25 protein-coding genes are annotated in these 26565 nt (G+C 40.9%); 21 read left to right on the top strand and 4 right to left on the bottom strand.

Going from position 1 to position 26565, the window contains the following annotated elements; all coding sequences use genetic code 11:
• Nucleotides 1–2: 2 nt before the first annotated feature.
• Entirely contained in the window at nt 3–1769 is a 1767-nt protein-coding gene (locus tag A3I9_RS0102780; RefSeq protein WP_018377567.1) for a glycoside hydrolase family 13 protein, read from the bottom strand.
• 286 nt (nt 1770–2055) lie between these two features.
• On the opposite strand from A3I9_RS0102780, the gene malQ reads away from it, so the two are divergent.
• The 4 genes from malQ to A3I9_RS0102760 all read left to right on the top strand — a co-directional run bounded on the left by malQ (nt 2056) and on the right by A3I9_RS0102760 (nt 7377).
• Entirely contained in the window at nt 2056–3615 is a 1560-nt protein-coding gene (gene malQ, locus A3I9_RS0102775) for a 4-alpha-glucanotransferase (protein WP_281158480.1), read from the top strand.
• 22 nt (nt 3616–3637) lie between these two features.
• Nucleotides 3638–5893, top strand: a complete 2256-nt coding sequence (locus tag A3I9_RS0102770) for a glycogen/starch/alpha-glucan phosphorylase (protein ID WP_018377565.1) — start codon at nt 3638–3640, stop codon at nt 5891–5893.
• Between the two features lie 346 nt (nt 5894–6239).
• A complete protein-coding gene (locus A3I9_RS0102765; protein WP_018377564.1) occupies nt 6240–6770 on the top strand; it encodes an ABC transporter permease in 531 nt (176 codons plus the stop codon).
• A gap of 73 nt (nt 6771–6843) precedes the next feature.
• A complete protein-coding gene (locus tag A3I9_RS0102760) occupies nt 6844–7377 on the top strand; it encodes a hypothetical protein (protein WP_018377563.1) in 534 nt (177 codons plus the stop codon).
• A 73-nt stretch (nt 7378–7450) separates the two neighbouring features.
• Here the strand turns inward: A3I9_RS0102760 and argS are convergent, their stop codons facing one another.
• On the bottom strand, nt 7451–9139 hold the full coding sequence (argS, locus tag A3I9_RS0102755; RefSeq protein WP_018377562.1) for an arginine--tRNA ligase: 1689 nt from the start codon (nt 9137–9139) through the stop codon (nt 7451–7453).
• A 113-nt stretch (nt 9140–9252) separates the two neighbouring features.
• On the opposite strand from argS, the gene argR reads away from it, so the two are divergent.
• The 8 genes from argR to A3I9_RS0102710 all read left to right on the top strand — a co-directional run bounded on the left by argR (nt 9253) and on the right by A3I9_RS0102710 (nt 18263).
• Complete coding sequence (gene argR, locus A3I9_RS0102750) at nt 9253–9696, top strand: arginine repressor (RefSeq protein ID WP_026217301.1); 444 nt, start codon at nt 9253–9255, stop codon at nt 9694–9696.
• 7 nt (nt 9697–9703) lie between these two features.
• A complete protein-coding gene (gene mutS / locus A3I9_RS0102745) occupies nt 9704–12235 on the top strand; it encodes a DNA mismatch repair protein MutS (protein WP_018377560.1) in 2532 nt (843 codons plus the stop codon).
• A 132-nt stretch (nt 12236–12367) separates the two neighbouring features.
• Nucleotides 12368–12811 (top strand): LytTR family DNA-binding domain-containing protein, encoded by a 444-nt coding sequence (locus tag A3I9_RS0102740; RefSeq protein ID WP_018377559.1) that lies wholly within the window; start codon nt 12368–12370, stop codon nt 12809–12811.
• Complete coding sequence (locus A3I9_RS0102735) at nt 12808–13254, top strand: DUF3021 domain-containing protein (RefSeq protein ID WP_018377558.1); 447 nt, start codon at nt 12808–12810, stop codon at nt 13252–13254. The genes A3I9_RS0102740 and A3I9_RS0102735 overlap by 4 nt, the downstream gene beginning before the upstream one ends.
• A gap of 358 nt (nt 13255–13612) precedes the next feature.
• The gene (gene mutL / locus A3I9_RS0102725; RefSeq protein ID WP_018377556.1) at nt 13613–15544 is read left to right on the top strand and encodes a DNA mismatch repair endonuclease MutL; all 1932 of its coding nucleotides are present in this window, start codon (nt 13613–13615) and stop codon (nt 15542–15544) included.
• Between the two features lie 38 nt (nt 15545–15582).
• Nucleotides 15583–16809, top strand: a complete 1227-nt coding sequence (locus A3I9_RS0102720; protein ID WP_018377555.1) for an MFS transporter — start codon at nt 15583–15585, stop codon at nt 16807–16809.
• A 12-nt stretch (nt 16810–16821) separates the two neighbouring features.
• A complete protein-coding gene (gene ruvA / locus A3I9_RS0102715) occupies nt 16822–17412 on the top strand; it encodes a Holliday junction branch migration protein RuvA (RefSeq protein ID WP_018377554.1) in 591 nt (196 codons plus the stop codon).
• A 293-nt stretch (nt 17413–17705) separates the two neighbouring features.
• A complete protein-coding gene (locus A3I9_RS0102710; protein ID WP_018377553.1) occupies nt 17706–18263 on the top strand; it encodes a DNA-3-methyladenine glycosylase I in 558 nt (185 codons plus the stop codon).
• A 21-nt stretch (nt 18264–18284) separates the two neighbouring features.
• On the opposite strand, the gene A3I9_RS13685 is transcribed toward A3I9_RS0102710, so the two are convergent.
• Nucleotides 18285–18530: a hypothetical protein gene (locus A3I9_RS13685; RefSeq protein WP_018377552.1), complete on the bottom strand. Its 246-nt coding sequence runs from the start codon at nt 18528–18530 to the stop codon at nt 18285–18287.
• 411 nt (nt 18531–18941) lie between these two features.
• Entirely contained in the window at nt 18942–19133 is a 192-nt protein-coding gene (locus A3I9_RS13680) for a helix-turn-helix domain-containing protein (protein ID WP_018377551.1), read from the bottom strand.
• 305 nt (nt 19134–19438) lie between these two features.
• On the opposite strand from A3I9_RS13680, the gene A3I9_RS0102695 reads away from it, so the two are divergent.
• The 9 genes from A3I9_RS0102695 to A3I9_RS0102650 all read left to right on the top strand — a co-directional run bounded on the left by A3I9_RS0102695 (nt 19439) and on the right by A3I9_RS0102650 (nt 26381).
• Entirely contained in the window at nt 19439–20107 is a 669-nt protein-coding gene (locus A3I9_RS0102695; protein ID WP_018377550.1) for a YiiX/YebB-like N1pC/P60 family cysteine hydrolase, read from the top strand.
• Between the two features lie 65 nt (nt 20108–20172).
• Nucleotides 20173–21207: a hypothetical protein gene (locus A3I9_RS0102690; RefSeq protein WP_018377549.1), complete on the top strand. Its 1035-nt coding sequence runs from the start codon at nt 20173–20175 to the stop codon at nt 21205–21207.
• An 81-nt stretch (nt 21208–21288) separates the two neighbouring features.
• On the top strand, nt 21289–22560 hold the full coding sequence (locus A3I9_RS0102685; protein WP_018377548.1) for a competence/damage-inducible protein A: 1272 nt from the start codon (nt 21289–21291) through the stop codon (nt 22558–22560).
• Between the two features lie 37 nt (nt 22561–22597).
• On the top strand, nt 22598–23746 hold the full coding sequence (recA, locus tag A3I9_RS0102680; protein WP_018377547.1) for a recombinase RecA: 1149 nt from the start codon (nt 22598–22600) through the stop codon (nt 23744–23746).
• 344 nt (nt 23747–24090) lie between these two features.
• Nucleotides 24091–24489 (top strand): transcriptional regulator Spx, encoded by a 399-nt coding sequence (gene spx, locus A3I9_RS0102670; RefSeq protein ID WP_018377545.1) that lies wholly within the window; start codon nt 24091–24093, stop codon nt 24487–24489.
• Nucleotides 24490–24588: 99 nt separating this feature from the next.
• On the top strand, nt 24589–25194 hold the full coding sequence (locus tag A3I9_RS12970; protein WP_018377544.1) for an SP0191 family lipoprotein: 606 nt from the start codon (nt 24589–24591) through the stop codon (nt 25192–25194).
• 129 nt (nt 25195–25323) lie between these two features.
• Nucleotides 25324–25590: an IreB family regulatory phosphoprotein gene (locus A3I9_RS0102660; RefSeq protein ID WP_018377543.1), complete on the top strand. Its 267-nt coding sequence runs from the start codon at nt 25324–25326 to the stop codon at nt 25588–25590.
• On the top strand, nt 25590–26009 hold the full coding sequence (gene ruvX / locus A3I9_RS0102655; protein WP_042361589.1) for a Holliday junction resolvase RuvX: 420 nt from the start codon (nt 25590–25592) through the stop codon (nt 26007–26009). The genes A3I9_RS0102660 and ruvX overlap by 1 nt, the downstream gene beginning before the upstream one ends.
• A 51-nt stretch (nt 26010–26060) precedes the next feature.
• Complete coding sequence (locus A3I9_RS0102650; RefSeq protein WP_026217300.1) at nt 26061–26381, top strand: DUF1292 domain-containing protein; 321 nt, start codon at nt 26061–26063, stop codon at nt 26379–26381.
• Nucleotides 26382–26565 lie beyond the last annotated feature (184 nt).

The following is a 26565-nucleotide window of genomic DNA, read 5'->3' as shown; positions in this document are numbered from 1 at the left end:
TATTACTCCTTTTCATTTAGGGAAGAGTTAGTTACAATAAATCCATCAGCATTCACTGTTACCTGCTGCGATTCAACCGTATAGCGATGTCCTAAAAGAATACTTTCCTCAAGAGGAAGAGAGAGCGGTTTCGGAGTTTGATTAAAGAAAGCATGTAAACATTCTTCTCCGTGAGTATAAGAAAGATGGATTATGCCATTTTCTATTACTTCGATACAATAATCACCATACTGAATAAGTTCTTGTTTTTCTTGATGCAATGCAATGATTTGCTTAGTGAAGTGGAATAACTCTTGGTCGTATTCAGAATGATTCCAAGGCATGACGCGTCGACAATCTGGATCATGACCTCCGAATAGACCTACTTCAGTTCCGTAGTAGATACATGGAGTACCTACCTGTAAGAATAGAAAAGTTAAAGCAGATTGGACAGCGCTAGTATTTCCGTTTGCTGTTGTTAAGATACGTTCTGTATCGTGAGAGTCGAGTAAGTTAAACATCGCTTCAGCTACCTGGCGTCTATAATACATAGACTGAGTTTGGATATCTGAGATAAATTTTTGAGACGATTGTCGTTTTCGTAAAAAATAATCCTTGATACTTTCTGATAGAGGATAATTCATCACGGCATGAAACTCATCGCCGTTGAGCCATGGTTGTGATGAATGCCAAATTTCACCCAATATATATAAATCAGGTTTTGCAGCTGTAACTGCTTTATGAAAGTCCCTCCAAAACTGATGATCAATTTCATTAGCGACGTCTAATCGCCAGGCATCAATGTCAAAATTTTCAATCCAATAGGTTGCAATCTTTAAGAGATATTCTTTGACTTCGGGATTCGCTGTATTTAATTTAGGCATATGTCCTTGAAAGGCAAATGCATGATATGGTAATTCTCTATTATTTTCTAAATGTTCAAGATTAACAGGAAACCTTTGGATATGGAACCAGTCTTTATAGATAGACTGGTCACCATGTTGGATAACATCTTGCCATTGAGTAGATTGGCTACCAATATGGTTGAATACAGCATCTAGCATGACTTTCATACCCCGTTTATGGGCTTCATCCACTAATTGTTTGAAGGTTTCTTTGCTTCCGAAATGCTTATCTATTTCGAAGTAATCCAATGTATCGTATTTATGATTACTTGGTGCTTCGAAGATTGGACAAAAGTAAAGGCCTGTGATTCCTAAATCCTGAAGATAATCAAGATGATCTAGAACTCCTTTCAAGTCTCCACCAAAGAAATCATAATTCTGTGGTGCAATGGAAGAATCCCATGGTAAACTTCCTGCGGGAGATAAGGATGCATCCCCGTTTGCAAAACGTTCTGGAAAAATTTGATACCATACCGTTTTAGCAACCCATTCAGGGACTTTGCAACGATCCACCTCATGAAAGTAAGGTAATTTAAAACCGTTCATGAAAAAATTGTAGTTTTCGTCGGTGAAAGGAATCGCTCCCCTATCACCGTATAAGATTTTTTCTCCAGTTGTAGATTCTAATTCAAATAGATATTGAATACGGGCGTAGGGAACACTGACTTCGGATTGCCAATAGTCAAACCATTCATCGCTTGCGACTTTTTTCATCAAAATATGATTTTGATAAGAATCTTCGTGAAAAACAACAGAATCTCCATAATGTAGGGAAACGTGTCGCATGTCATATTTTTTCGTACGAATTCTAATATGCATTAAATCTTTTGTATAGAGATAAGCATATTCGGATTCAGGTCGGTGATAAATAGCGGTAATTTCCATAATAAATTTTCTGGCTTATGCTAGAGTCTCCTTTCTTAAGTAAATTTAATCTTCCGAAAGAATGTGACGCAAACGTTTTCTTGTACAAAGACATTTTATCACAAAATGAATGCGTTTGCAAGTGAAAATCTTAAAAAATTTTAAAAAACTTTTACAAAGATTTTGTAAAATATCGCTTGAATAGTAATAATTTTCGGATTTTTCTTAAAAAAACTAAAAAAAACAAATTTTTCTTGATTTGTTTTTACAAACAAGATATAATAATTGCAAGCAAACGTTTTCGCAGTTGTTTTCTTGGACAACTATAATTCAACAGAGGTACAGGAACATGAAAGAACGTCAAAGTGGAGTTCTCATGCACATCTCATCTCTTCCGGGAAGATTTGGGATTGGTTCACTTGGTCGAGAAGCATACGCTTTTGTAGATTTCTTAGCCCGCACCAAGCAACGCTATTGGCAAATTTTACCACTCGGGACAACGAGTTATGGTGACTCTCCTTATCAATCATTTTCAGCTTTTGCTGGGAACACTCATTTTATTGATCTTGATTTATTGATAGAGAAAGGTTGGCTTACGTCTGAAGATCTTGAAGGAGTTGACTTTGGAGCTAATCCTGCGGAAGTCGACTACGAAAAGATTTTTCTAGCACGTCGTCCTATTTTAGAAAAGGCAGTAGCACGTTTTCAGGAAAGTGGATGTTCAGAAGAGTATGCTGCTTTTCTAAATGAAAATGGTTTCTGGATTCATACGTTTGCAGAATATATGGCTATTAAAGAGTCTTTTGGTTTGCAATCGTGGACAGAATGGGAAGATGAAGGGATTCGTCGTCGTGATCCTGAGGTTCTAGAGGCGTATCGTTCACGTCTTACTAGAGAGATGGATTATCATCGCGTGACCCAGTATTTCTTCTTCATGCAATGGCATCAACTGAAGGCTTATGCAAATGAGCACGGAATTGAATTTGTCGGTGATATGCCAATTTATATCGCTGCAGATTCAGCGGATATGTGGGCCAACCCTCATTTCTTCAAAACAGACGAAGAGGGCAAACCGCGTGTTGTTGCTGGTTGTCCACCAGATGCTTTTTCGGAAATTGGACAGCTTTGGGGGAATCCGATTTATGATTGGGAAGCCATGAAAGCTGACGGTTTTACTTGGTGGATTGCTCGTTTACGTGAGAGCTTTAAGCTCTATGATATGGTTCGGATTGACCACTTTATCGGATTTGCTTCTTTCTGGGAAATTCCAGCTGGTGAAGAAACCGCGGTGAATGGCTATCGGGTGGAAGCACCAGGCTTCGAACTATTTGATGCTATTAAAGCCGAGTTAGGGGATCTCAATATCATTGCAGAAGACTTGGGTTCAGTCACGGATAAAGTCATTGAACTACGTGAACGGACAGGTTTCCCTGGGATGAAGGTCTTGCAATTTGCTTTTGATCCAAATGGAGATAGCATTGAGCTTCCACACAATCACCGAAACAATGTTGTAGCCTATACAGGTACTCATGACAACCATACGATTAAAGGTTGGTATGAAGCAGAAATGGGGCCAGAAGGACGCGACTTCCTTGATAAATACAGTAATCGTCGAGAGGGTGAAAGTATCAATCAAGCGATGTTTCGTATGCTCTTCTCGTCTGTAGCCTTTATGGCAATTGTAACTATGCAGGACTTACTCGAATTAGATGGCTCTGCTCGGATGAATCTGCCAAATACGGTTGGTGGAAACTGGGTATGGCGGATGACAGAGGGTCAATTGACTCCAGAAATTGAAGCCAATTTATTGGATTTGACGGAAACTTATCGTAGGGTCAATCATCGTGCAAAGGTGGTAAATCCTTAGACAGTAAAGGAAAAGAGGAACAATGATCAATTTACAAGAATTTGTAACCAAAAAATATCAAAAATCAATTGCTGAATGTAGCAATGAAGAACTGTATTATGCACTCTTGAATCTTAGTAAAGAAACAAGTGCGGCGAAACCAACAAACAGTGGCAAGAAAAAAGTTTACTATATTTCTGCTGAGTTTTTGATTGGGAAACTATTGTCTAATAACCTGATTAATCTTGGTTTATATGATGAAGTGAAGACACAGTTAGCGGCAGCAGGGAAGGATTTGATTGCGATTGAAAGTATCGAAATGGAGCCTTCTCTTGGAAACGGTGGTTTGGGTCGTTTAGCAGCTTGTTTCTTGGATTCAATTGCAACGCTTGGTCTCAATGGAGACGGTGTCGGTCTTAACTACCACTTTGGGCTTTTCAAGCAAGTCCTAAAAGACAACCAACAATCAACTGTTCCAAACGAGTGGATCACAGAGGAAAGTTGGTTAACAAAATCACCGCTTTCTTACACAGTACCATTTGCGAACTTTAGTTTGACATCGACATTGTATGATATTGATGTGCCAGGGTATAAGACAGCTACTAAGAATCGCCTTCGTCTCTTTGATTTAGATTCTGTTGATAGTAGTTTGATTGGGGATGGTATTTCATTTGATAAGACAGATATCTTGAAAAACTTGACGCTTTTCCTCTATCCGGATGATTCAGACCGTCAAGGGGAATTGCTCCGTATTTTCCAACAATATTTCATGGTATCGAACGCTGCTCAGCTATTGATGGATGAAGCTATTGAAAAAGGCAGCAATTTGCATGATTTGGCAGACTATGCAGTTGTTCAAATCAATGACACCCACCCATCAATGGTGATTCCAGAACTCATTCGTCTCTTGACAGAACGTGGAATCGAATTTGATGAAGCAGTGACAATTGTCAAATCAATGACTGCTTATACCAACCATACAATCTTAGCAGAAGCCTTAGAAAAATGGCCTTTGGAATTCTTACAAGAAGTGGTGCCTCACTTAGTACCAATTATTGAAGAATTGGATCGTCGTGTGAAAGCAGAAGTAGCAGATGCTGCTACCTATATCATTGACGAATCTGGTCGTGTACACATGGCGCACATGGATATCCACTACGGTTATTCAGTGAACGGGGTGGCAGCACTTCATACAGATATCTTGAAATCATCTGAATTGAAACCATTCTACGACCTTTATCCAGAGAAATTTAATAACAAAACAAACGGAATTACCTTCCGTCGATGGCTCATGCATTGTAACCCAAGCTTGTCTCATTATTTAGATGAATTGCTTGGACATGGCTACCACCATGATGCGGCCGAATTGGAAAAATTATTGGATTTCAAACGGAATCTGTCTGTTAAAGTTGAATTGGAAACCATTAAGGCACATAATAAACGTAAATTGCAACGCTTCCTCAAGGAGCATCAAGGGGTTTCAATCAATTCAGACTCTATTTTTGACATCCAAATCAAACGATTGCACGAATACAAACGTCAACAGATGAATGCACTCTATGTCATTCATAAGTATTTGGATATCAAGGCAGGTAATATCCCTGCTCGTCCATTGACAGTTTTCTTTGGCGGTAAAGCGGCACCTGCCTACACGATCGCACAAGATATTATTCACTTGATTCTTTGCTTGTCAGAGTTGATCGCTGGTGATCCAGAAGTCTCTCCACACTTGCAAGTGGTGATGGTAGAAAATTACAATGTCACAGCAGCAAGCTTCCTCATCCCAGCAGCAGATATTTCTGAACAAATTTCCCTTGCATCAAAAGAAGCGTCAGGTACAGGTAACATGAAATTCATGCTTAATGGTGCTCTTACGTTGGGAACAGAAGATGGAGCCAATGTGGAAATCCATGAATTGGTTGGCGATGACAACATCTATGTATTTGGTGAAGATAGCCAGACAGTCATTGACTTGTATGCGACAAATGGGTATGAAGCTCGTTCTTACTACGAGAAAGAGACTATCCAACCATTGGTTGACTTTATTGTCAGTGACCAAGTTCTTGCTCTTGGAAATAAAGAACGCCTTGAACGTCTGCACAATGAATTGATTGTGAAAGATTGGTTTATGACTCTTCTTGATTTGGAAGATTACATTCGTGTGAAAGAACAAATGTTGGCAGATTATGAAGACCGTAATGCTTGGCTTGACAAGGTGATTGTCAATATTGCCAAGGCTGGATTCTTCTCTTCTGACCGTACAATTGCTCAGTACAACGAAGATATTTGGAAATTGTAATCATGAAAAACGAATAGAAAAAACTGGCGCAAGCCAGTTTTTTCAGAGTGTAGACAAAGTCTTTTTTAGACTTTCCTTAAGTGATAACGGACGGTAGCGACTTTCGATGGAATTCCATACCTAAGTTTTGAGCCTAATGTCTCAAAACTTCCGGGTGCCTAAAACGTTATAGTTTCAGGCACTTTTATCACGGCGGAAAGTCTGGATTACATTTTGCAAACACCCCTAATTTTTCATAGTCTGCCATTTTTTCAGGCTGATTTTATTAGGAAAGTATAGTTTTTCTATCTATTGACAAAACCTAAGAGAAAAAGGTACAATAAGATAAAAAATTGGAGGATATAAGATGAAAAAGTGGACACATTTAATTGTTTTTGCAATCTTATCAGGGATTTCTACCTTGATTCGTACATGGGGAATGGTAACAAATTCTTTGAATCAATCTTCTGCTCAAGATGTAACAAAAGAGTTAGAAAAATTGGGCGTTCCAAATTCTGAAGAGTTGGCAAAAGTATCTCAAGCGACGATGGAATTTCAAAATAACCTGATCAATAAGGCTCTGATTGTACTTTTATTGATTGCAATGGTGGCGATGATTGTCTTCCTGATTCAGAAAAAATATGAATTGTCTTCCTATACCTATATTGGCTATCTTTTTGGGACCTTAATCCTTGCAACCTACAGTTTCATTGGAACAAAAGGTGTTGCTCAATTGTATTCCGATGAAACGATGCGTCAAGCAACTGAAGCAGGAGCGCTTGGAGGCTACATTTTCAGTATTGTTCTCTTTGCCATTTATTTTGGTTTGACGGTCTTCTTTATGCTTCGTAAACCGAAAGAAACACCAAGTATGGAGACAACATCTACGGATATTTAATGTATCAGTCCGCTTTGATTAGACTGATTGTTTACCTGTCAGTTGACAGGTATTTTTTTATAGGAGATTCATTATGAAAAAATCGCAAATAGGTCTTATCATGGTGCTTATTAGTTTTGTTTTCGTTTTAGCTGGATTAGCTGCTTGGCATGTTCGTGATTATGAGACGATAGATCAAACAAGGCTTTATGAAATGAGAACAAACCGAGTCCTTATTTTTCAGAATTCTCAAGATCGACTACGCTATCAATTATCTGCTACGTTTTTAGGTAGTCAATTAGACGGAGCTCAGAAACTGGCTACCTCTGTCTATACAGGGAAAAGTGATCCAATTACCTATACAGTTGAATCGGAAGAGGCTGGTCGATTTGAGTACACATTTAAGGGAGAAATCGTTGAAGTAGATGGTTTGAAATATCCGATGACAAAAGGCAGTGCTATTAGTTATGAGTTGGAAGTTGGGAAGAGATATGCTTTAATTCTTCGAACAACGATTAGCAAAACGGATTATCAGCTACCGAGTGGGGAAAAAGTAACGGTCTTGTCAGGAAAGCCATACGGAACCTATTTAGAAATGATTGAAGTACCAACATCAGAGAGTAAGTAAGCTTATGAAATGCAAAAAAACCGGAATTTTCCGGTTTTTTTAATGGATTGCTTGTTTTGTAACGGTTTGATGATTACATTTTTTCAGGAGCATCAACACCAAGAAGGCGAAGCGCTTCTTTTAAGACAACTCCTGTTGCGTAAGCAAGAGCGAGGCGGCTATCGCGTTCTGGACTTTCATCCAAGATGCGAGTGTGGGCATAGAACTTGTTGAAGGCTTGTGCAAGGCTGATAGCATATTTTGCAACCACGGATGGGTCATACTTATCAGCTGCTTTCTCAACGATAGACGTAAAGTCTTGGAGAAGTTTAATAATCTCCCAACTTTCTGGGTCATTGAGAGAGTATGCAGCGTCAGCATCTGCTACAAAGTTCGCTTTACGAAGGATAGATTGGATACGAGCGTAAGCGTATTGAACGTAGGGACCTGTCTCTCCTTCAAAGGATACCATTGCTTCAAGGTCGAAGTCATATCCATTATCGCGGTCTGTCTTCAAATCATAGAATTTAACAGCACCAATCCCTACAGCTTTTGCAACAGCTTCCTTGTTTTCGAGGTCTGGATTTTTCGCCTCAATCTGAGTAAGAGCACGAGTGACAGCTTCATCAAGGGTTGGTTCCAAAAGGATGATGTTTCCTTTACGAGTAGACAATTTCTTCTTGTTCTTGGTGACAAGACCAAATGAAACGTGTGTCATGTCATCAGACCAGGCAAATCCCATTTCCTTCAAAACGGCTTTCAATTGCTTAAAGTGGTGAGATTGCTCTTGACCAACAACGTAGATGCTCTTCACAAAGTCAAAGGTACGTTTACGGAACATAGCAGTAGCCATGTCACGTGTGATATAGAGTGTTGCACCATCTGATTTCATGATGAGGGCAGGTGGGAGATTGTAGGCTTCTAAATCAACAATCTCAGCTCCCTTAGATTCTTTGAGCAAGTTTTTTTCTTGTAGAATTTCGATACCTTCATCCATCTTGTCATTGTAGAAGGCTTCACCGTGGTAGTGATCGAATGATACATTTAATTTATCGTAGATACGATTGAATTCGACCAAACTTTCGTCACGGAACCATTGCCACAATTCATGAGCTTCTGGATCTCCGTCTTCCAATTTTTTGAACCATTTACGTGCTTCTTCGTCTAATTCAGGTTTTTCTTCAGCTTCTGCATTGATGCGGACATAAAGTTTGAGGAGTTCATCGATTGGGTTTGCTTCGACAGCAGCTTTATCTCCCCAGAGTTTGTAGGCAACAATCAACATACCGAATTGTTTACCCCAGTCACCTAAGTGGTTGATACGGATAGGTGTGTAGCCAATTTTTGCATAAAGGTTTGCGATGGCGTCACCGATGACTGTCGAACGTAAGTGTCCTACTGAGAATGGTTTAGCGATATTTGGACTAGACATATCGACTGTAACATTGCGGCCTTGCCCCAATGTTTGCTGACCATAGTTTTCTTTTTCTGTGATAACGGCTTTTAAAATATCTTGAGAAATAGCAGCTTTATCTAAGAAAAAGTTTACATAAGGGCCAGTAGCCACGACTTTTTCAAAGCCAGTTGTGTCTAATTTTTCAACAATGTCGCTTGCGATAGCTTGAGGCGCTTTGCGCTCTACTTTAGCTAATGAAAATGCAGGGAAGGCGATATCGCCCATTTCAGATGATTTTGGTTTCTCTAATAAGTTGAAAATTTGGTCCGCATCTAGATTAGGAAGTACGGTAGCCAATTTTTCGGCAACGAGTGTTTTATGATTCATAGAATGACCTCCAGATTTCTTGATTCTATTTTAACACATTTTTGCTATAAAAAATGATAAAAAACCTAAAATTTGTTATACTATTAATAATTATGATATTCTGAGGTACAAATGTGAATAAAAGAGACAGACATGAATTGATTAAGTCAATGATCCGTCAAGAGAAGATTGGAAGACAAGCGGATATTCAAGCAGGCCTAGAAAAGAATGGTGTTTTTGTAACCCAGACAACTCTTTCAAGGGACTTACGTGAGTTAGGGCTCGTCAAGATTTATGAAAATGGTCGTTCTTACTATTCTTTAACTGTTGAGGAAAGAGAGGAAGCTTTTAGCCAATTATTAGCAGAATATGCTTATAAGGTGGAGCGTGCTAGTTTTATCTTAGTCTTGCATTCGGATTTAGGAGAAGCAGCCTTGATGGCCAATATTATTGATGCAGAAAAACCATCGACTGTTTTGGGAACCATTGCTGGTGCAGATACGCTCTTGGTCATTTGTCGTAATGAGGAGGCTGCTCAGCAGGTAGAGAGTGAAATCAATCAATTTTTACTAGGATAGGGACATTATGACGAAAGAAAAAATTTCTCCCGGTATGCAACAGTATCTGGATATTAAAGCGCAGCATCCAGATGCTTTTTTGCTTTTCCGCATGGGAGATTTCTACGAATTATTTTATGAAGATGCAGTAGAAGCGGCACAGATTTTGGAGTTGACCTTGACGAGTCGGAATAAAAATGCAGAGCATCCGATTCCGATGGCAGGTGTTCCTTATCATGCTGCCCAGCAGTATATTGATACCTTGGTCGAATTGGGACACAAGGTGGCGATTGCTGAGCAAATGGAAGATCCTAAAACAGCTGTGGGCGTTGTCAAGCGGGCTGTGGTACAGATTATTACACCGGGAACAGTTGTAGATTCGGCTAAGCCAGATGCAGAGAGCAATTTCCTTGTGGCCATTGATCGAGATGGAAAGGAATTCGCCTTGTCTTACATGGATGTGGCAACGGGGCAATTCTTTGTGACCAAATTGGCAGATTTTGCTAGTGTCTCTGGAGAAATCCGTAATTTACGGGCGCGAGAAGTTGTAGTAGGATTTGAACTGACGGAAAGTCAAGAACAGGTGTTACACAGTCAGATGAATCTTCTGCTTTCACAGGAAACGGATTGTGTGGAAGATGTACAACTGATAGATAGCTCCTTGTCAGAGCTTGAAAAGGCTGTTGCAGGAAAGTTGCTCAGTTATGTCCATCGGACTCAGTTGCGGGAATTATCTCACCTGCAAAAGGTGCAACGCTATGAAATTAAAGATTACTTGCAGATGGATTATGCGACCAAGTCCAGTCTAGATCTCCTAGAAAATGGACGGACTGGGAAAAAACATGGTAGTTTGTATTGGTTGATGGATGAGACTAAGACAGCTATGGGGATGCGTTTGCTTCGCTCTTGGATTGACCGTCCCTTGGTGGATTCATCGCGGATTTTGGAGCGGCAGGAAATCGTCCAAGTGTTCTTAGATTATTTTTTTGAGCGGAGTGATGTGACCGAAAGTCTCAAAGGTGTCTATGACATCGAGCGCCTAGCTAGTCGAGTATCATTTGGGAAGACCACGCCGAAAGATTTGCTACAGCTAGCGCAGACCTTGGGAAATGTCCCTACCATTAAGGCGATTTTAGAGCAGATACATCAGCCAGCTTTGGCCAACTTGATTGCCCAACTGGATGCGATTCCTGAACTGCATGCTTTGATTAGCGCAGCCATTGACCCAGATGCCCAAGGGACCATTACCGATGGGAATATCATTAAGGCGGGCTTTGATGAACAACTGGACCAATACCGTTTGGTGATGCGGGAAGGGACTGGCTGGATCGCTGAGATTGAGGCAAAAGAGAGGGCTAATTCAGGTATCAACAACCTGAAAATTGACTACAATAAGAAGGATGGTTACTATTTCCATGTGACCAATTCCAACCTCGGTCATGTCCCAGCTCATTTCTTCCGCAAGGCAACTTTGAAAAATTCCGAACGCTTTGGAACGGAAGAGTTGGCTAAAATCGAAGGACAGATGCTAGAGGCGCGTGATAAATCGTCCAATCTGGAATACGAGATTTTCATGCGGATTCGCCAGGAAGTAGAGAAATACATCGGCCGCTTGCAGGCCTTGGCACAAGGTTTGGCAACGGTGGATGTGCTTCAGGCATTTGCTGTTGTAGCGGAGATGCAACACTTAGTGCGACCAAACTTTTCAGATCAACGAGCCATTGCCATTGAAAATGGCCGTCATGCAGTGGTGGAGAAGGTCATGGGGACTCAGTCTTATATTCCGAATTCGATTTATCTGGATGAGGAGACCGATATGCAGCTGATTACAGGACCAAACATGAGTGGGAAGTCCACCTATATGCGGCAGTTGGCGATGATTGTCATCATGGCGCAGATGGGAGCCTATGTCCCAGCGGATGCTGCTACCTTGCCGATTTTCGATGCGATTTTTACACGGATTGGGGCTGCCGATGATTTGGTAAGTGGCCAGTCAACTTTCATGGTCGAAATGATGGAGGCCAATAAGGCTGTTCGCCTTGCTAGCAAACAGTCGCTCATTCTCTTTGATGAGTTAGGGCGCGGAACGGCAACCTACGACGGAATGGCCTTGGCACAGGCTATTATTGAATATATTCACGATAAGGTTGGTGCGAAGACACTTTTTGCTACTCATTATCATGAATTAACTGCTCTAGATAAGGAGTTGCAACACCTACAAAATGTTCATGTCAGCACCTTGGAAAAGGATGGGCAGGTGACCTTCTTGCATAAGATTGCGGATGGACCGGCGGACAAATCTTACGGGATTCATGTAGCCAAGATTGCAGGATTGCCAACAGACTTGCTTCAGCGAGCAGATAGCATTTTGCGAAATTTGGAACATCAGGCAGCTTCTGTCACAACTACTCAGGTTTCAGACCAGCCAGTTGATGCAGGGCAGATGGATCTCTTTGCTGTAGATCATCCAGTAGTAGAAAAAATCCGTCAATTGAACCTCAATCAAATGACACCAATGGATGCGATGATCACTTTAGCGAATTTGCAAAAGGAAGTATAAATTTTAAAGAATGAAGAAAGCTCCGCTTGATGCGGGGCTTTTGCCGTATAGAGCGTCAAAATGACCACATAGCGAAATCCTATTGAAATCCCTGATAGAATAAGGTTTAATAGAGTCAGAAAGGAGAGAGATATGAAAGTAAAATTGGAAATTGATGAACGAATTGTAGAAGACAATGTCACCATCGAAGCGCAGGCTTATACGTCACAGATTTCCAATTTGGTGGATTATATTCATCAACTTGGAAAGAAGACGGATCGATTGACCGTTAGGAAGGGAGAAGAGGTTCATTTACTAGCGGAATCAGAAATCATTCGTCTAGTAATTGAGGACAAGGTGGTGCGGGTCAAGACTGCTTCGGATGAATTTACGACCAATCTACGTCTGTATCAAATCAAGGAATTACTACCAGCTAACTTTTTACAAATTTCCCAGTCAGAGATTATCAATCTCAATCATTTAGACCACTTGCAACTGACTTCAAATGGTTTGGTCAAGCTCATTATGAAAAATGAGGATTTCACTTATTCCTCTCGTCGTTATCTTAAGATTATAAAGGAGACTTTGGGACTATGAAAAAATACATCTTATCAGGCGCTCTAGGCGTTACCATCGGTATGGTAATTTCTTTACTGATGTCAGCTATTTTTGCAAACGGAGAATATTTCCCGCTTAATCCCTTTTCGGGTATGGGGCAATACTACGCCCATCATTTCAATCAGCTAACTACAATGACCATTGTGGTGACCGTTTGGTTTGCGATTGGTCTTCTCTTTGAAGCAGCAGATGTGATTTTTGCTCAAGACTGGAGTTTGCTGCGCATGAGTGTGACACATTTTGTGGTGTCTTTTGTCGGATTCTCACTCTTGGGAGTATTGGCTGGTTGGTTTCCGCTTGATCTTGGCAATTTTATCTTTTTCTGGTTTGTGTTCATTGCTATTTATGCGCTTATTTACTGGGTCAATTACCGGCAAATGAAAGCTTCTGTTGAGCAAATTAACCGATCTTTAGAAAAATAAAATAATCAGCGAGTCCTTCCTGGTCTCGCTTTTTTTAAGTTCGTTTCGTACCTTCTCTCAAAAATCTGGTATAATGGACAAAAAAACTGAAGGGAGGATAGGAGATGAAGATAGTACGGCTAGCATTTTATGGTTTTTTTCTAGTTTTTAATAGCCTTTTTATTCTGTATAATATAGTAACAGGATTTGACTGGTCTAAGGTCCTCTTTCCATGTTTGATTTGTCTCTTATGTGTGTTTGCTCTTCGAGCTGTTATGAAGGAAGACCAGCAGTCCAAATAGGATTGCTGTTTTGTGTTATAATAGAAGGAAATATAGGCGCAAGCGCCATCTGAGAAAACAAACTTAGAAAGAAATGTATGCAACAAATTATTGAATTGCCAGAAGTGCTGGCCAACCAGATTGCGGCAGGTGAGGTGATTGAACGCCCTGCCAGTGTGGTCAAAGAATTAGTTGAAAATGCCATTGATGCCGGAAGCAGTCAGATTACCATTTCCATTGAGGAATTTGGTCTGAAAAAAATTGAGATTATTGACAATGGCGAAGGCATTGCTGCTGACGAGGTAGCTCTAGCCCTCCGTCGTCATGCCACTAGTAAGATTAAGACGCAGGCGGATCTTTTTCGGATTCGGACCCTGGGTTTCCGTGGTGAGGCCCTGCCTTCGATTGCTTCTGTTAGTCGGATGACAGTGCAGACAGCGACTGCGGACGGAGCTCATGGTTGGTTGCTAGAAGCCCATGGTGGAGAAACAGTTCGTGAAGAGCCTATTAGCCGTCCAGTGGGAACACAGATGACGGTGGAAGATTTATTTTACAATACGCCTGCTCGCCTGAAATATATGAAGAGCCAGCAGGCTGAACTCTCGCATATCATTGATGTGGTCAATCGACTCAGTCTAGCCCATCCAGAAATTGCCTTTACCCTGATTAATGAGGAACGCACTCTGATGCAGACAGCGGGAACTGCCAATCTTCGCCAAGCTATTTCAGGAGTGTACGGCATTGCAACAGCCAAGAAAATGGTCGAAATCAATGCGGAGGATTTGGATTTTCAGGTATCTGGTTATGTCAGTCTTCCTGAATTAACGCGTGCCAATCGCAATTACATTACCCTTCTCATCAATGGTCGTTACATCAAGAATTTCCTACTCAATCGAGCGATTTTAGATGGTTATGGATCTAAGCTCATGGTGGGGCGATTTCCGATTGCGGTGATTGATATTCAGATTGATCCTTATTTGGCGGATGTCAATGTTCATCCGACCAAGCAAGAGGTGCGGATTTCCAAAGAGCGCGAATTGATGACCTTGATTTCTCAAGCCATTGCTTCAGCGCTCCGTGAGCAGGAGTTGATTCCCGATGCCCTAGAAAATCTAGCGAAGTCCAGCACGCGCATTCGTCAAACAGCAGAGCAGACTAGTCTCCCTCTCAGAGAAACAAATCTCTACTATGATACGGTCAAGCAGGATTTTTATGTCAAGCCTGAAACAATAGCTGAGCCGATCAAGCCTCTGGAGGAAATAGAGGAACAGCAGGTTCAAGCTCCTATTCCGACTCGTAGCGTTCGCTTCGCCCAGCGTGTGGAGGTAGCGGAGCAAAACCAGGAGCACCCAGACCTAACCCAGAGTGAAATCGCCAAGATGGTGGACAAGCTAGAGCAGGAAGAAACCTCGACTTTCCCAGAACTGGAGTACTTTGGGCAGATGCATGGGACTTATCTCTTCGCACAGGGAAATGGTGGCCTTTATATTATCGACCAACATGCTGCCCAAGAACGGGTCAAGTACGAATATTATCGAGAAAAAATTGGGGAAGTAGATGCTTCGGCCCAGCAAGTATTAATTCCTTACATCTTTGAATTTCCTGCTAACGATGCGTTGCTACTTTCGCAGAAAATGGATGCTCTCCGTCAAGTTGGTGTCAACTTAGAAGAATATGGAGAAAACCAGTTTATCCTACGGGAGCACCCTATCTGGATGAAAGAAGAGGAGATTGAATCAGGTATCTATGAAATGTGCGACATGCTGCTCTTGACCAACGAAGTGTCGATTAAAAAATACCGAGCTGAACTCGCCATCATGATGTCCTGCAAACGGAGTATCAAGGCCAACCATGCATTGGATGACTATTCTGCGCGTGATTTACTGGTACAATTAGCCCAGTGTAAAAATCCTTACAACTGCCCACATGGTCGTCCAGTCCTTGTCAACTTTACCAAGTCTGACATGGAAAAAATGTTCCGCCGTATTCAGGAAAACCATACGAGCTTGCGAGAATTAGGGAAGTATTAGAACAAGTTTATTGCAGAGAACGTACCAAAGGAGATTATGTGAAAGAATTTTTTAATCTGCCTAAGCAGTTGCAGTGGCGGGAGGGATTGCGGTTTTTGTCCGTTGTATTGGGAAGTGCCATCTTCCCTTTTATGTCCATGTATTATGTCCAGTATTTTGGGGCCTTTATTACGGGTCTTTTGGTCATTGTCACACAAGCTGTGAGTTTTCTGGGAATCCTCTACGGAGGGCATCTGTCAGACTCGATTGGTCGGAAGAAAGTGTCGGATATTGGTAATTTTGGAGTACTGATAGGGTATTTCCTGACGATTTTTGCCAATCGTCCTGGGCACATCATGCCATTGTTGACATTTTTTGGGATTTTTGTCGTGGAAGTCATGTCTAACTTTTCCTTTCCAGCCTTTGATGCCATGCTGATTGATTTGACCAATGAAAAGAATCGTCGTTTTGTGTATACCATTAATTACTGGTTGGTGAATGTGGCTGTGATGATTGGCGCAGGTGTAGCAGGAGCTTTCTATGATGACCACTTTTTCGAGTTGCTTCTTGTGATGACTGGGATTGCTCTATTTACTTTCGTAATTATGTTTTTCCGCTTTGAAGAAACAAGACCAGATGATTTGGTCTTTGAACATGGACGAGGATTGTTTGCAACTTTCAAAAACTACAGCGATGTGATCAAGGACAAGGTCTTCCTGGTTTATACAGCAGGTACGGTTCTATTTACCAGCGTCTGGACACAGGTGGATAATTATATTCCTATCCACTATAAAACCATTTATCAACCAACTCAGCTTTTTGGTCTGGAGATTACAGGGGCTAAGTTACTCAGTCTAACCGTCTTTATCAATACTGTAATGATTGTCTTTCTCATGACGACAGTCAATCGTCTGACAGAAAAAATGAGACTCATTCCCCAATTAGTGACGGGGTCAGTGATTTTTGCGGGAGGAATTTTTTCTGCCTTTACTTTCAAGAGTCTGATTCCGATATTCCTATCTGCAGTTGTCTACACGATTGGAGAGATGATTAATGTCCCAGCTAGTCAAGTCCTGCGTGCTAAGATGATGGATGAAAACAAGATTGGGTCTTACTCTGGCTTTATTTCAATAGCCCAACCGCTGGGCGCCATTCTTGCTGGTAGCATGGTATCACTTAGCCAATTTACTGGAGTCGTCGGCGTACAAGTGGCTTTTGTCCTCTTTGCAGGGCTTGGAATTTCCCTCATTGTCAAATCGGCTCGTATGCACGGAGTGACTTCATAAGAAAGGTTTATTATGTTTGATTATATTAAAGGAAAACTCACCAAAATTACAGCCAAATATATCGTTGTTGAGACTGGGGGTCTAGGCTATATCCTTCATGTGGCCAACCCTTACAGTTTCTCTGACCGAGTCAACCAAGACATTCAAATCTATCTTCATCAGGTGATTCGAGAAGATGCCCATCTCCTCTATGGTTTCCATAATGAAGATGAAAAAGCCGTCTTTCTCAATCTCATCTCCGTATCAGGGATTGGACCGACCACAGCCCTTGCTATTGTTGCAGTGGATGACAACGAAGGGTTGGTTCGCGCTATTGATAACAGTGACATCAAGTATCTGATGAAGTTTCCAAAGATTGGTAAAAAAACAGCCCAGCAAATGATTTTGGATCTGGCAGGGAAGTTCGTAGATGTAGCGGTGGAAAATGGCAAAGCTCCTCAGTCAGCCCCTACTGGCAATCCAGCCTTGGAAGAAGCCATGGAAGCTCTATTAGCTCTCGGCTACAAAGCAGCCGAACTCAAGAAAATCAAAGCCTTCTTTGAAGGAACCACCGAAACAACGGAGCAATATATCAAATCTAGCTTGAAGATGCTTATGAAATAACAAGATACAAAGGTCGTTAAAAAAGCAAAGCGAAAATAGGAGTTTAGACGAAGAGTCGTAAGACTCTAGGAAAAACTATCTTTTTGCACAGCTCTTAGACCGTGTTCAATTCATATAAGATACGGAGCCGTTAAGCGATACACAGCAAAATGGCGGTCAGTCAGAAATCCTTGATTTCGTAGACACACCCCCGTCAGGAAGACTAGAACTTGCACAGATACTATCGAAGAAAGTTCAGACGTCTACGCTGCTAACAAGATACAACATTTGCTAAAAGAGCAAAGGAGAAAACAATGACCAAACGGTGTGGCTGGGTGAAGATGAATAACCCTTTATATGTAACTTACCATGATGAAGAATGGGGAAAGCCCCTAAGAGGCGATGAGCGCGCCCTTTTTGAGTTGCTCTGCCTGGAAACCTATCAAGCAGGTCTCTCTTGGGAAACGATCCTCAATAAACGCGCTGCTTTCAAGGAAGCTTTCCACAACTACGATATCAAAAAAGTTGCCCAGATGACAGACGAAGAGTTGGATGCTATTTTACAAAATCCAGCGGTTGTCCGCAATCGCCTTAAAATCTACGCAACTCGTGCAAATGCCCAAGCCTTCTTATCCATCCAAGAAAAATACGGTTCTTTTGAAGCTTATATATGGTCATTTGTGGATGGCCAACCCCTTGTCAATCATGTGGAAAACTATAGGGAGGCTCCAGCCAAAACAGACTTGTCCGAGACGATTGCCAAAGACCTCAAAAAACGTGGTTTTAAGTTCACAGGACCCGTCTGTGTCTATTCCTACCTTCAAGCAGCAGGCCTAGTCAACGATCACGAAGTGGACTGTGAATTTCGATAAGAAAACTACCGCTAGAATTTCCTAGCGGTAGTTTTTTGCCTCCTCTCGAAGACTTTCTAATAATCGCGTTTCACCTGTTAACTCCAATAAAGCCAACCCCTTTTCAATCAAATCGTCATCATCACGACAGATGCCGATATAGACCTGCGCAATAGACAGAGTCTCATAGTTCTTAATCTTCTTGGATGTACGAAGTAGCCGAACACTGATATCTTCACAGTCCCTTTTTTGATCAGAATACAAGTAAAGTTTGGCGATAGTAGCCAATAAATTAGCTTCTAATGGTTTAATATTTCGATAATGTTGGTATTTTTTTAAACTATGAAATAGTTTTTGTGTTAGTTTAGGTAGGTATTCAATAGGGTAGTGGTAGAGAATAGTTCCAAGTAATCGAATATCGCTTTCATACCATTCATTTTGTTATTCAATATACTCCCAAATACGTTGTGTGGCTTCTAAAAAGTCTGTGCTAGGATCAGAAAGCCCATGCTTGCGTAGATGTATGACAATTGTTAAAGTGTCATTGATATGTTGAATAGGCACATCGTGATGTGTTTTCAAGTAAGTAATACAATCCTTTTGAATATCTTCTAATCCTTTAATGTCTGTTGAAGAATTATGAGTGTAAACCTTATTGAGGATGCGTTGTTTCTCATTAGGTTGATAATAATTGCAAATCTAACGAAATTCTTCTAAGCTCATGTTGATTTGATTGAGCAGAAAAATCATGTTCTCAACACTGGGAACACGTTCGCAAGACTCAATTTTGGACAAACTTGTCCGAGAAAGTTGATCTCCACAGACATCTTTTTGCGAGAGCCCTTTAGACAGTCTGATCTTCTTATAAACAGCACCAAAATCCCACCTCATAGCAATCCCTCCCTAAAATGTGACAAAAGATTACATTTTCTAAAAATGACTGATATGTATGTTAGTATTATAGCATAAATGCAGGAGGTAGGAAGTTTGAAAAAAAGGCTATTGAAATTAACGTTATTTTTAGCGATGATTGTCCCTTTTGCGAGCTCCGTAGCAGAGAACTGGTGGACGTGGCTGTGGCCATAGCAAAATCAATAAGAGTTTATAAATAGAAAGGAGCTGAGTCCAATGGATTAGTTATCTAATATGGTTTGTTTTCTTGTAGTAAAATAAAAAATAGAAAGGTTGTCATAACAATGAAAAAGAAAGTTGGAATTTTATTAGCAGTTTTCAGTTGTATCGGATTTCTTAATACCTCATCAGTTTATGCTGAAGACTATGTGGCAGAAAGTGCAACTGCAGGTACTATAGAGAGTCAGTTCTCTCCTGAACAAGTAGCAGCATGGAATGCGGAAGCGGATAAGCCTGTCGTTGGAGACTGGAAAGTGTCTGGAGATGTAGCAGAAGCGGGTAAGGGTACTTGGAGCTGGCGCGATGGACTAATTTGCATTACCGATGCTAAAGTATCAGGGATTATTAACCATGGTCATGCTGGAATTGTAGCAGCAGCCCCTTACTATCAAGCTACTATTGAAGCCAATAAGGAAACGGGAGTCGCAGTATTTTATGGCAGCTGGGAAAAACGTTCTGGACAGATCTGGCAAGTCGGTGTTAATACTACATCTGTTGCGGAAGACAAAAAGGCAGCCCAATGGGCTGCACGACAAATAGGAAAACCTTATAACTGGAACTTCTTTGATGTATGGACTCGGAAGAAATTTTATTGTTCGCAACTCGTATGGGCAGCTTATCGTGATACTTCTGGAAATCAAGCAGACGTCAGCCTAAATGACTACGGAGCTGCTATTCACCCATTTGAATTACGAGATCATCCTAACACGACGATTGTATATCGAAAACGCTAATAAAGAGAGACGACTATGTACAAAAAATAATAAGTCTATGTTGTATTGGGTTCTGTCTATTTTTGATGACAGGTTGTAAACAACAGAAAACTTCGTCATCAACAGCAGACGGTGACTTTATCATTTTTAATAAGGCAGAGGCCATATCCTTTTCCTTTGAAAAAGATAAAATTAAAAAACATACAGTGGTGGCTAGAGTACCAGATAGGATGTATCCACGTAATGACTATGTGGAAGAGGTTGGGAATATTGTCTATGGACAAACGATGGAAAACAACAAACCAGGCTTTCCCTACCTCTACCGCTATGATAAAACAAATCATTCCATCAAGATATTAGATGATGGGGATGCCTACGCCATGACCTACGATGGTAAGTTCCTGTATCGGACAGAAGTTTATACGGATAGAGTTGTTTTACATAAGTACAATTCCAATTTCAAAGAAGTCTCCAAAAAAGAAATCCCTAACACCACGACTTTAGAGTTAACCAACGATATACTGGCTATTGGAGAGAAACTTTATATTTTGGTGGGGAGTGTTGACGATGAAACAAGTGCACATGCCAATCGTCTCTGGATATTGGATAAAAATTTAGAATTATTGGAAGAAAGGGATATTGATTATACTTCTGAGAATCGTGGTGGTTTCCTTCAGATGATAAATATTGGGCAGACTCTCTACATTGCAGAACCTAGCAGAGGACGTAGAGAAGATGGCGAACTTGGTCCAGGATATAATATTGTCACTTATAACCTTGACACTCAAGAATTAGGACAGATACAAGTCGAAATTCCATACCCGCATGATCTCTATTATGATGAAGAACGTCATATACTCGTAGTCTATCACTATACTCTATATGTTGAAGATGCTAAGTGGACTTTCATTGATTTAGATGATAACAGTCAACGTACCGTTTCTTTAGGAAAAGGAAAAGGTTTTGAGCAAGATGCTTATTTCACTCAACAAGATGGGCTTTATTATTTCCTGTTTAATGATAAATTGGTTCAATATAACTATGATGAAGATAAAAAGAAGGAGTATTCTCTGAAAGAATTTGGCATAGATTCAGCCAGTGTTCTAGTCTTTGAGAAATAATCCCTTGACTAAAAGTAGCACTTTTGCTACTTTTTTTGTTACAATGAAAGAAAAACTGCGAATAGATAAGTAGGAGGGATTATGAAAGCGGAGTTGATTGCTGTTGGGACAGAGATTTTAACGGGACAAATTGTCAATACCAACGCCCAGTTTCTATCTGAGAAATTTGCAGAATTAGGGATTGACGTTTTTTTTCAGACAGCGGTAGGGGACAATGAGGAACGCCTCTTATCTGTGATTGACATTGCCAGTAAGCGGAGCGATTTGGTGGTTTTATGTGGTGGTCTTGGACCGACCGAGGATGACTTGACCAAGCAAACCTTGGCAAAATATCTGGGACGGAAATTGGTTTTTGATGTGGAAGCCAATCAGCGCTTGGATGAGTTTTTTGCCACTCGTCCTCAGTATGCTCGTACACCAAACAATGAGCGGCAAGCGCAGATTATTGACGGCTTTACGCCAATTCAAAATATTACTGGCTTAGCGGTAGGTGGTTTGCAGGAGGTTAATGGCGTGACTTATGTGGTTTTGCCTGGTCCACCGAGTGAATTGAAGCCAATGGTTCAGGAAAATCTTGTGCCCCTTCTCTCAACCAATCATAGCAAGCTCTATTCTCGTGTCTTGCGGTTCTTTGGTGTGGGGGAGAGTCAGCTTGTGACGGTCTTAAAGGACATGATTGACCAGCAGACAGATCCGACTTTGGCACCTTATGCAAAGACAGGTGAAGTTACTCTTCGACTATCTACCAAGGCTCAGAGTCAAGCAGATGCAGATGTCAAGTTGGACAAGATGGAGCGGGAACTCCTAGCGGTTAAGACCTTGGAGGGGCAACTTCTTGCGGACTTGCACTATGGCTATGATGATGACAATAGTCTGGCGCGTGTGGTCTTTGAGTTGCTGGTAGAGTCAGGAAATACTCTCACGGCCGCTGAAAGTCTCACGGCAGGGCTGTTACAATCTACTCTGGCCGACTTTTCTGGGGCTTCTCAGGTTTTCAATGGTGGTTTTGTCACTTATAGTTTAGAAGAAAAGGCAAAAATGCTCCAAATTCCCCAATCTGACTTAGAAGAACATGGAGTTGTATCAAGTTTTACTGCTGAAAAAATGGCAGAGCAGTCGAGACGACTCACAGGGGCAGATATTGGTCTCGGGTTGACAGGTGTAGCAGGTCCAGATTCTCTAGAAGGTCAGCCGGCAGGAACAGTTTATATCGGTCTTGCGACGAAGGAAGGTGTCCAATCTATCCATGTCGTAATAGGAGGACGAAGTCGATCAGATGTCCGCTATATCGCAACATTGCATGCTTTTAATTTAGTACGAAAGGCTTTATTAAAAGCTAAAAAATTGGTATAATAGATAGAACTATCTCTTGAAGAGAAAGGAAAGAAATTTGGCTAAGAAGACAAAGAAGACAGAAGAAATCACTAAAAAATTTGGTGATGAGCGTCGTAAGGCATTGGATGATGCACTAAAAAATATCGAAAAAGACTTTGGTAAAGGGGCAGTGATGCGCCTTGGTGAGCGTGCAGAGCAGAAAGTTCAAGTCATGAGTTCAGGCTCATTGGCTTTGGATATTGCACTTGGTGCAGGTGGTTATCCGAAAGGCCGTATCATTGAGATTTATGGACCTGAAAGTTCAGGTAAAACAACAGTAGCTCTTCATGCAGTAGCTCAAGCCCAAAAAGAAGGGGGCATTGCAGCCTTTATTGATGCAGAACATGCTCTTGATCCATCATACGCAGCGGCTCTTGGGGTAAACATTGATGAATTACTGCTTTCCCAACCAGATTCTGGTGAGCAGGGACTTGAAATTGCAGGGAAATTGATTGACTCAGGCGCTGTTGACCTTGTCGTTGTGGACTCAGTAGCTGCCCTCGTTCCACGTGCAGAAATTGATGGTGATATTGGCGATAGCCACGTTGGTTTGCAGGCGCGGATGATGAGTCAAGCTATGCGTAAATTATCAGCTTCTATCAACAAGACAAAGACGATTGCGATTTTTATCAACCAGTTGCGTGAAAAAGTGGGCGTTATGTTTGGAAATCCAGAAACAACTCCTGGTGGGCGTGCCCTTAAATTCTATGCGTCGGTTCGTATGGATGTTCGTGGAAATACGCAAATTAAGGGTTCTGGCGATCAAAAAGACCAAAATGTTGGTAAGGAAACCAAAATTAAAGTCGTGAAAAACAAAGTGGCTCCACCATTTAAAACTGCGGAAGTGGAAATTATGTATGGTGAGGGAATCTCACGCACAGGTGAGTTGGTGAAGATTGCGACAGACCTTGATATTATCAAGAAATCGGGAGCCTGGTTCTCTTACAATGATGAAAAAATCGGTCAAGGTTCTGAAAACGCCAAGAAATACTTAGCAGAACACCCAGAAATCTTTGACGAAATCGACCACAAAGTCCGTGTACATTTTGGTCTAATTGAAGAAACGGAAGAAGACAAGGCAGTTACAGCTGTTGTCGAAGAAACACCAGCAGAAACAGATGACCTCATTCTAGACCTTGATGGCGGCATCGAGCTGGATGATTAAAAATCTCTGGGAGAGATTTTTAACCCTCGCCTGAAAATAAAAGATCGAGGCAGGTCAGGGGGACCTTTTTAGCCCGAGCCTGAAAGCAAAAAAGCAAGGGGAGTCCAGAGGACGCCCTTAAAACTGATGACATTGAGGTGGAAAAAACGAGCATTCTTGACATTTAGAGTGTGTATCGTAGCTTTACCGTATATTTTACCCAGGAAAAGAGGAGTATTGGTCGGAAATACTCCTCTTTTCCTCAAAAAAATAGCCCAAAAATTGAAAATAGGTCTCCAGACCGAGTTGTTTTATGGTATAATGTTCTATAATGTATTTATAAAATGTAGCAAAGGAGAGACTACATGATTAAGATTTATACAGTTTCTAGCTGTACAAGTTGTAAAAAGGCAAAAAATTGGCTCAACGCCCATCAGTTGTCTTACAACGAGCATAATCTTGGGAAAGAAGCGATTACCAAAGAAGAAATATTAGATATTTTAACAAAGACAGAAAATGGTATTGCTAGTATCGTTTCTTCCAAAAATCGTTATGCCAAGAGTTTAGAGTGTGACATTGAAGAATTAAGCGTGAATGAAGTGATTGATATTATCACAGCGAATCCTCGTATTTTAAAAAGTCCTATCTTGATTGATGAGAAGCGATTGCAGGTAGGATATAAGGAAGATGATATCCGTGCCTTTTTACCGCGTGCAGTTCGAAATGTTGAAAATGCGCAAGCTCGTATGCGTGCAGCTTTGTAAAAATAGAGTAGGGGAGACTGTCGTTTCCCCTATTTTAGTTGACAAATCAAGAAAAGTTTCAGATAATCAAATAGTAAACTATTTTTTGAGGAGTCACAAATGAAAAAGAATGTGCTGTTCGTATTGTTGTTGTCGTGTTTTGTCTTTGTTGCTTGTGGAAAAACAACAGCGAAACAAAATGCCACTGCAGCGGATACAGAAAAAACAACAACATCTAAAAGTATGACAACAACCACTACCACTACTCAGACAACACAAGCAGAAGAAACGGAAAAAACTGAGTCCTTTGAATATGAGGTAAATGGTGAAGCGGGTGAAAAGCAGCTGATTAAAGAGACTGTTGTCTATAAGGGAGACCAATTTCTTAAATTGGAAGTGCACATTACCACTCAGACAGATGAGGCGACTAAGACAGAACTGAGTGGAGTAGATTTTGAAACAGTAAGGGCGCAAATGCTTGAATACTTTAATGGGGATTCATCCATCCAGCAATTAAAATCTATTCCAGGCGTTGAAGTAGAATCTGATGTCACGCCGGAATATGATGGTATTGTCAACATTAAAATTGACATGACGGTTGTAGATTTGAAGGCCTTGTCCTCGGTAGAAGGGATGGGAGCTGATTTTACCCAGTTTGCTGAATTAACGCCTAAACAGTATATTTTAGGTTTGAAATTACAAGGTGCTAAAGCAATCACCCAATAAGAAACCCAATAAGAAAAACTTGAGTTTTCCTCAAGTTTTTTTCTTCTTCTAAACGGACGCAATCATTGATAATAGTGGATTTTTGTGGTATAATAACATAATAATAATAAATAGAAGGAAGGTGTAAGTATGGGATTCACAGAAGAAACTGTCCGTTTTCGTTTAGATGATACCAATAAACAAGAAATTAGCAAGACGTTGACCAATGTTTATCGTTCACTAGATGAAAAAGGATATAATCCAATTAACCAAATTGTAGGCTATGTATTGAGTGGAGACCCCGCTTATATTCCTCGTTACAATGATGCGCGCAATCAGATTCGTAAGTATGAGCGCGATGAAATTGTGGAAGAATTGGTCCGCTTTTATTTAAAAGAGAATGGGATTGATCTTTGATGAGAATTATGGGATTGGATGTCGGCTCTAAGACGGTTGGCGTTGCCATATCAGACCCGCTTGGTTTCACGGCGCAAGGATTGGAAATCATTGCGATTGATGAGGACAAAGGGGAGTTTGGTTTTGAACGTTTGACAGAGCTGGTTAAAGAGTACAAGGTTGATCGATTTGTAGTCGGACTCCCTAAGAATATGAACAACACCAGCGGTCCGCGTGTAGAGGCAAGTCAAGCTTATGGCGAGCAATTGGTAGAATTATTTAGCTTGCCTGTTGAATACCAGGATGAGCGTTTGACAACAGTGGCTGCTGAGCGGATGTTGATTGAGCAAGCTGATATTAGCCGTGGCAAACGTAAGAAGGTTATTGATAAATTAGCTGCACAGCTGATTTTGCAAAATTATTTGGATAGAACATTTTAAGAATGGAAAGGATTGAATCCGACAGCAAAGCGGATTCTTGGTATCGTACTGATGGCACACGATCACACTCATGATCATGAACACAACCATGACGAACGTGAATTAATCACTTTGGTGGATGATCAAGGAAATGAAACCTTGTTCGAAATTCTCTTGACAATTGATGGTCAAGAAGAATTTGGCAAGAACTATGTTCTCTTGATTCCAGCAAGCGCAGAAGAGGATGAGAATGGTGAGGTAGAAATCCAGGCCTACTCATATACTGAAAATGAAAATGGTACAGAAGGTGATTTGCAACCAATCCCAGAAGATGCGACAGCTGAGTGGGATATGATTGAGGAAGTCTTCAATAGTTTTATGGAAGAAGAATAATGTGAGAAGGGAACCTATTGAGGTTCCTTTTTTTGATACTCAAAAGACCCTATAATCTCCAAAGTGGGATTTACCCACTACAAAAATGATAGTCTCCTTAAACCTTGATAAAAGTAGTTAACTTAGTTTTTGATGTTGAGCTAGAGAGTCTAAAAATAGATATAAAAGAAAGCTATATACAGTA

It is taken from the genome of Streptococcus ovis DSM 16829 (assembly GCF_000380125.1).
GTDB classification, from domain to species: Bacteria; Bacillota; Bacilli; order Lactobacillales; family Streptococcaceae; genus Streptococcus; species Streptococcus ovis.
The sequence above is the reverse complement of the archived record's forward strand: the minus strand, read 5'-3'. Positions and strand labels throughout refer to the sequence as shown.

Coding starts and splice junctions, on each gene's coding strand:
- ruvA (WP_018377554.1), top strand. CDS start 16,822: ATGTTTGATTATATTAAAGGAAAACTCACCAAAATTACAGCCAAATAT.
- A3I9_RS0102780 (WP_018377567.1), bottom strand. CDS start 1,769: ATGGAAATTACCGCTATTTATCACCGACCTGAATCCGAATATGCTTAT.
- A3I9_RS0102735 (WP_018377558.1), top strand. CDS start 12,808: ATGAAAAAATACATCTTATCAGGCGCTCTAGGCGTTACCATCGGTATG.
- A3I9_RS0102660 (WP_018377543.1), top strand. CDS start 25,324: ATGGGATTCACAGAAGAAACTGTCCGTTTTCGTTTAGATGATACCAAT.
- A3I9_RS13680 (WP_018377551.1), bottom strand. CDS start 19,133: ATGAGGTGGGATTTTGGTGCTGTTTATAAGAAGATCAGACTGTCTAAA.
- A3I9_RS0102710 (WP_018377553.1), top strand. CDS start 17,706: ATGACCAAACGGTGTGGCTGGGTGAAGATGAATAACCCTTTATATGTA.
- ruvX (WP_042361589.1), top strand. CDS start 25,590: ATGAGAATTATGGGATTGGATGTCGGCTCTAAGACGGTTGGCGTTGCC.
- spx (WP_018377545.1), top strand. CDS start 24,091: ATGATTAAGATTTATACAGTTTCTAGCTGTACAAGTTGTAAAAAGGCA.
- argS (WP_018377562.1), bottom strand. CDS start 9,139: ATGAATCATAAAACACTCGTTGCCGAAAAATTGGCTACCGTACTTCCT.
- mutL (WP_018377556.1), top strand. CDS start 13,613: ATGCAACAAATTATTGAATTGCCAGAAGTGCTGGCCAACCAGATTGCG.
- A3I9_RS0102770 (WP_018377565.1), top strand. CDS start 3,638: ATGATCAATTTACAAGAATTTGTAACCAAAAAATATCAAAAATCAATT.
- mutS (WP_018377560.1), top strand. CDS start 9,704: ATGACGAAAGAAAAAATTTCTCCCGGTATGCAACAGTATCTGGATATT.
- A3I9_RS0102690 (WP_018377549.1), top strand. CDS start 20,173: ATGACAGGTTGTAAACAACAGAAAACTTCGTCATCAACAGCAGACGGT.
- A3I9_RS0102685 (WP_018377548.1), top strand. CDS start 21,289: ATGAAAGCGGAGTTGATTGCTGTTGGGACAGAGATTTTAACGGGACAA.
- A3I9_RS0102650 (WP_026217300.1), top strand. CDS start 26,061: ATGGCACACGATCACACTCATGATCATGAACACAACCATGACGAACGT.
- A3I9_RS0102695 (WP_018377550.1), top strand. CDS start 19,439: ATGAAAAAGAAAGTTGGAATTTTATTAGCAGTTTTCAGTTGTATCGGA.
- A3I9_RS0102740 (WP_018377559.1), top strand. CDS start 12,368: ATGAAAGTAAAATTGGAAATTGATGAACGAATTGTAGAAGACAATGTC.
- A3I9_RS12970 (WP_018377544.1), top strand. CDS start 24,589: ATGAAAAAGAATGTGCTGTTCGTATTGTTGTTGTCGTGTTTTGTCTTT.
- A3I9_RS0102765 (WP_018377564.1), top strand. CDS start 6,240: ATGAAAAAGTGGACACATTTAATTGTTTTTGCAATCTTATCAGGGATT.
- A3I9_RS0102760 (WP_018377563.1), top strand. CDS start 6,844: ATGAAAAAATCGCAAATAGGTCTTATCATGGTGCTTATTAGTTTTGTT.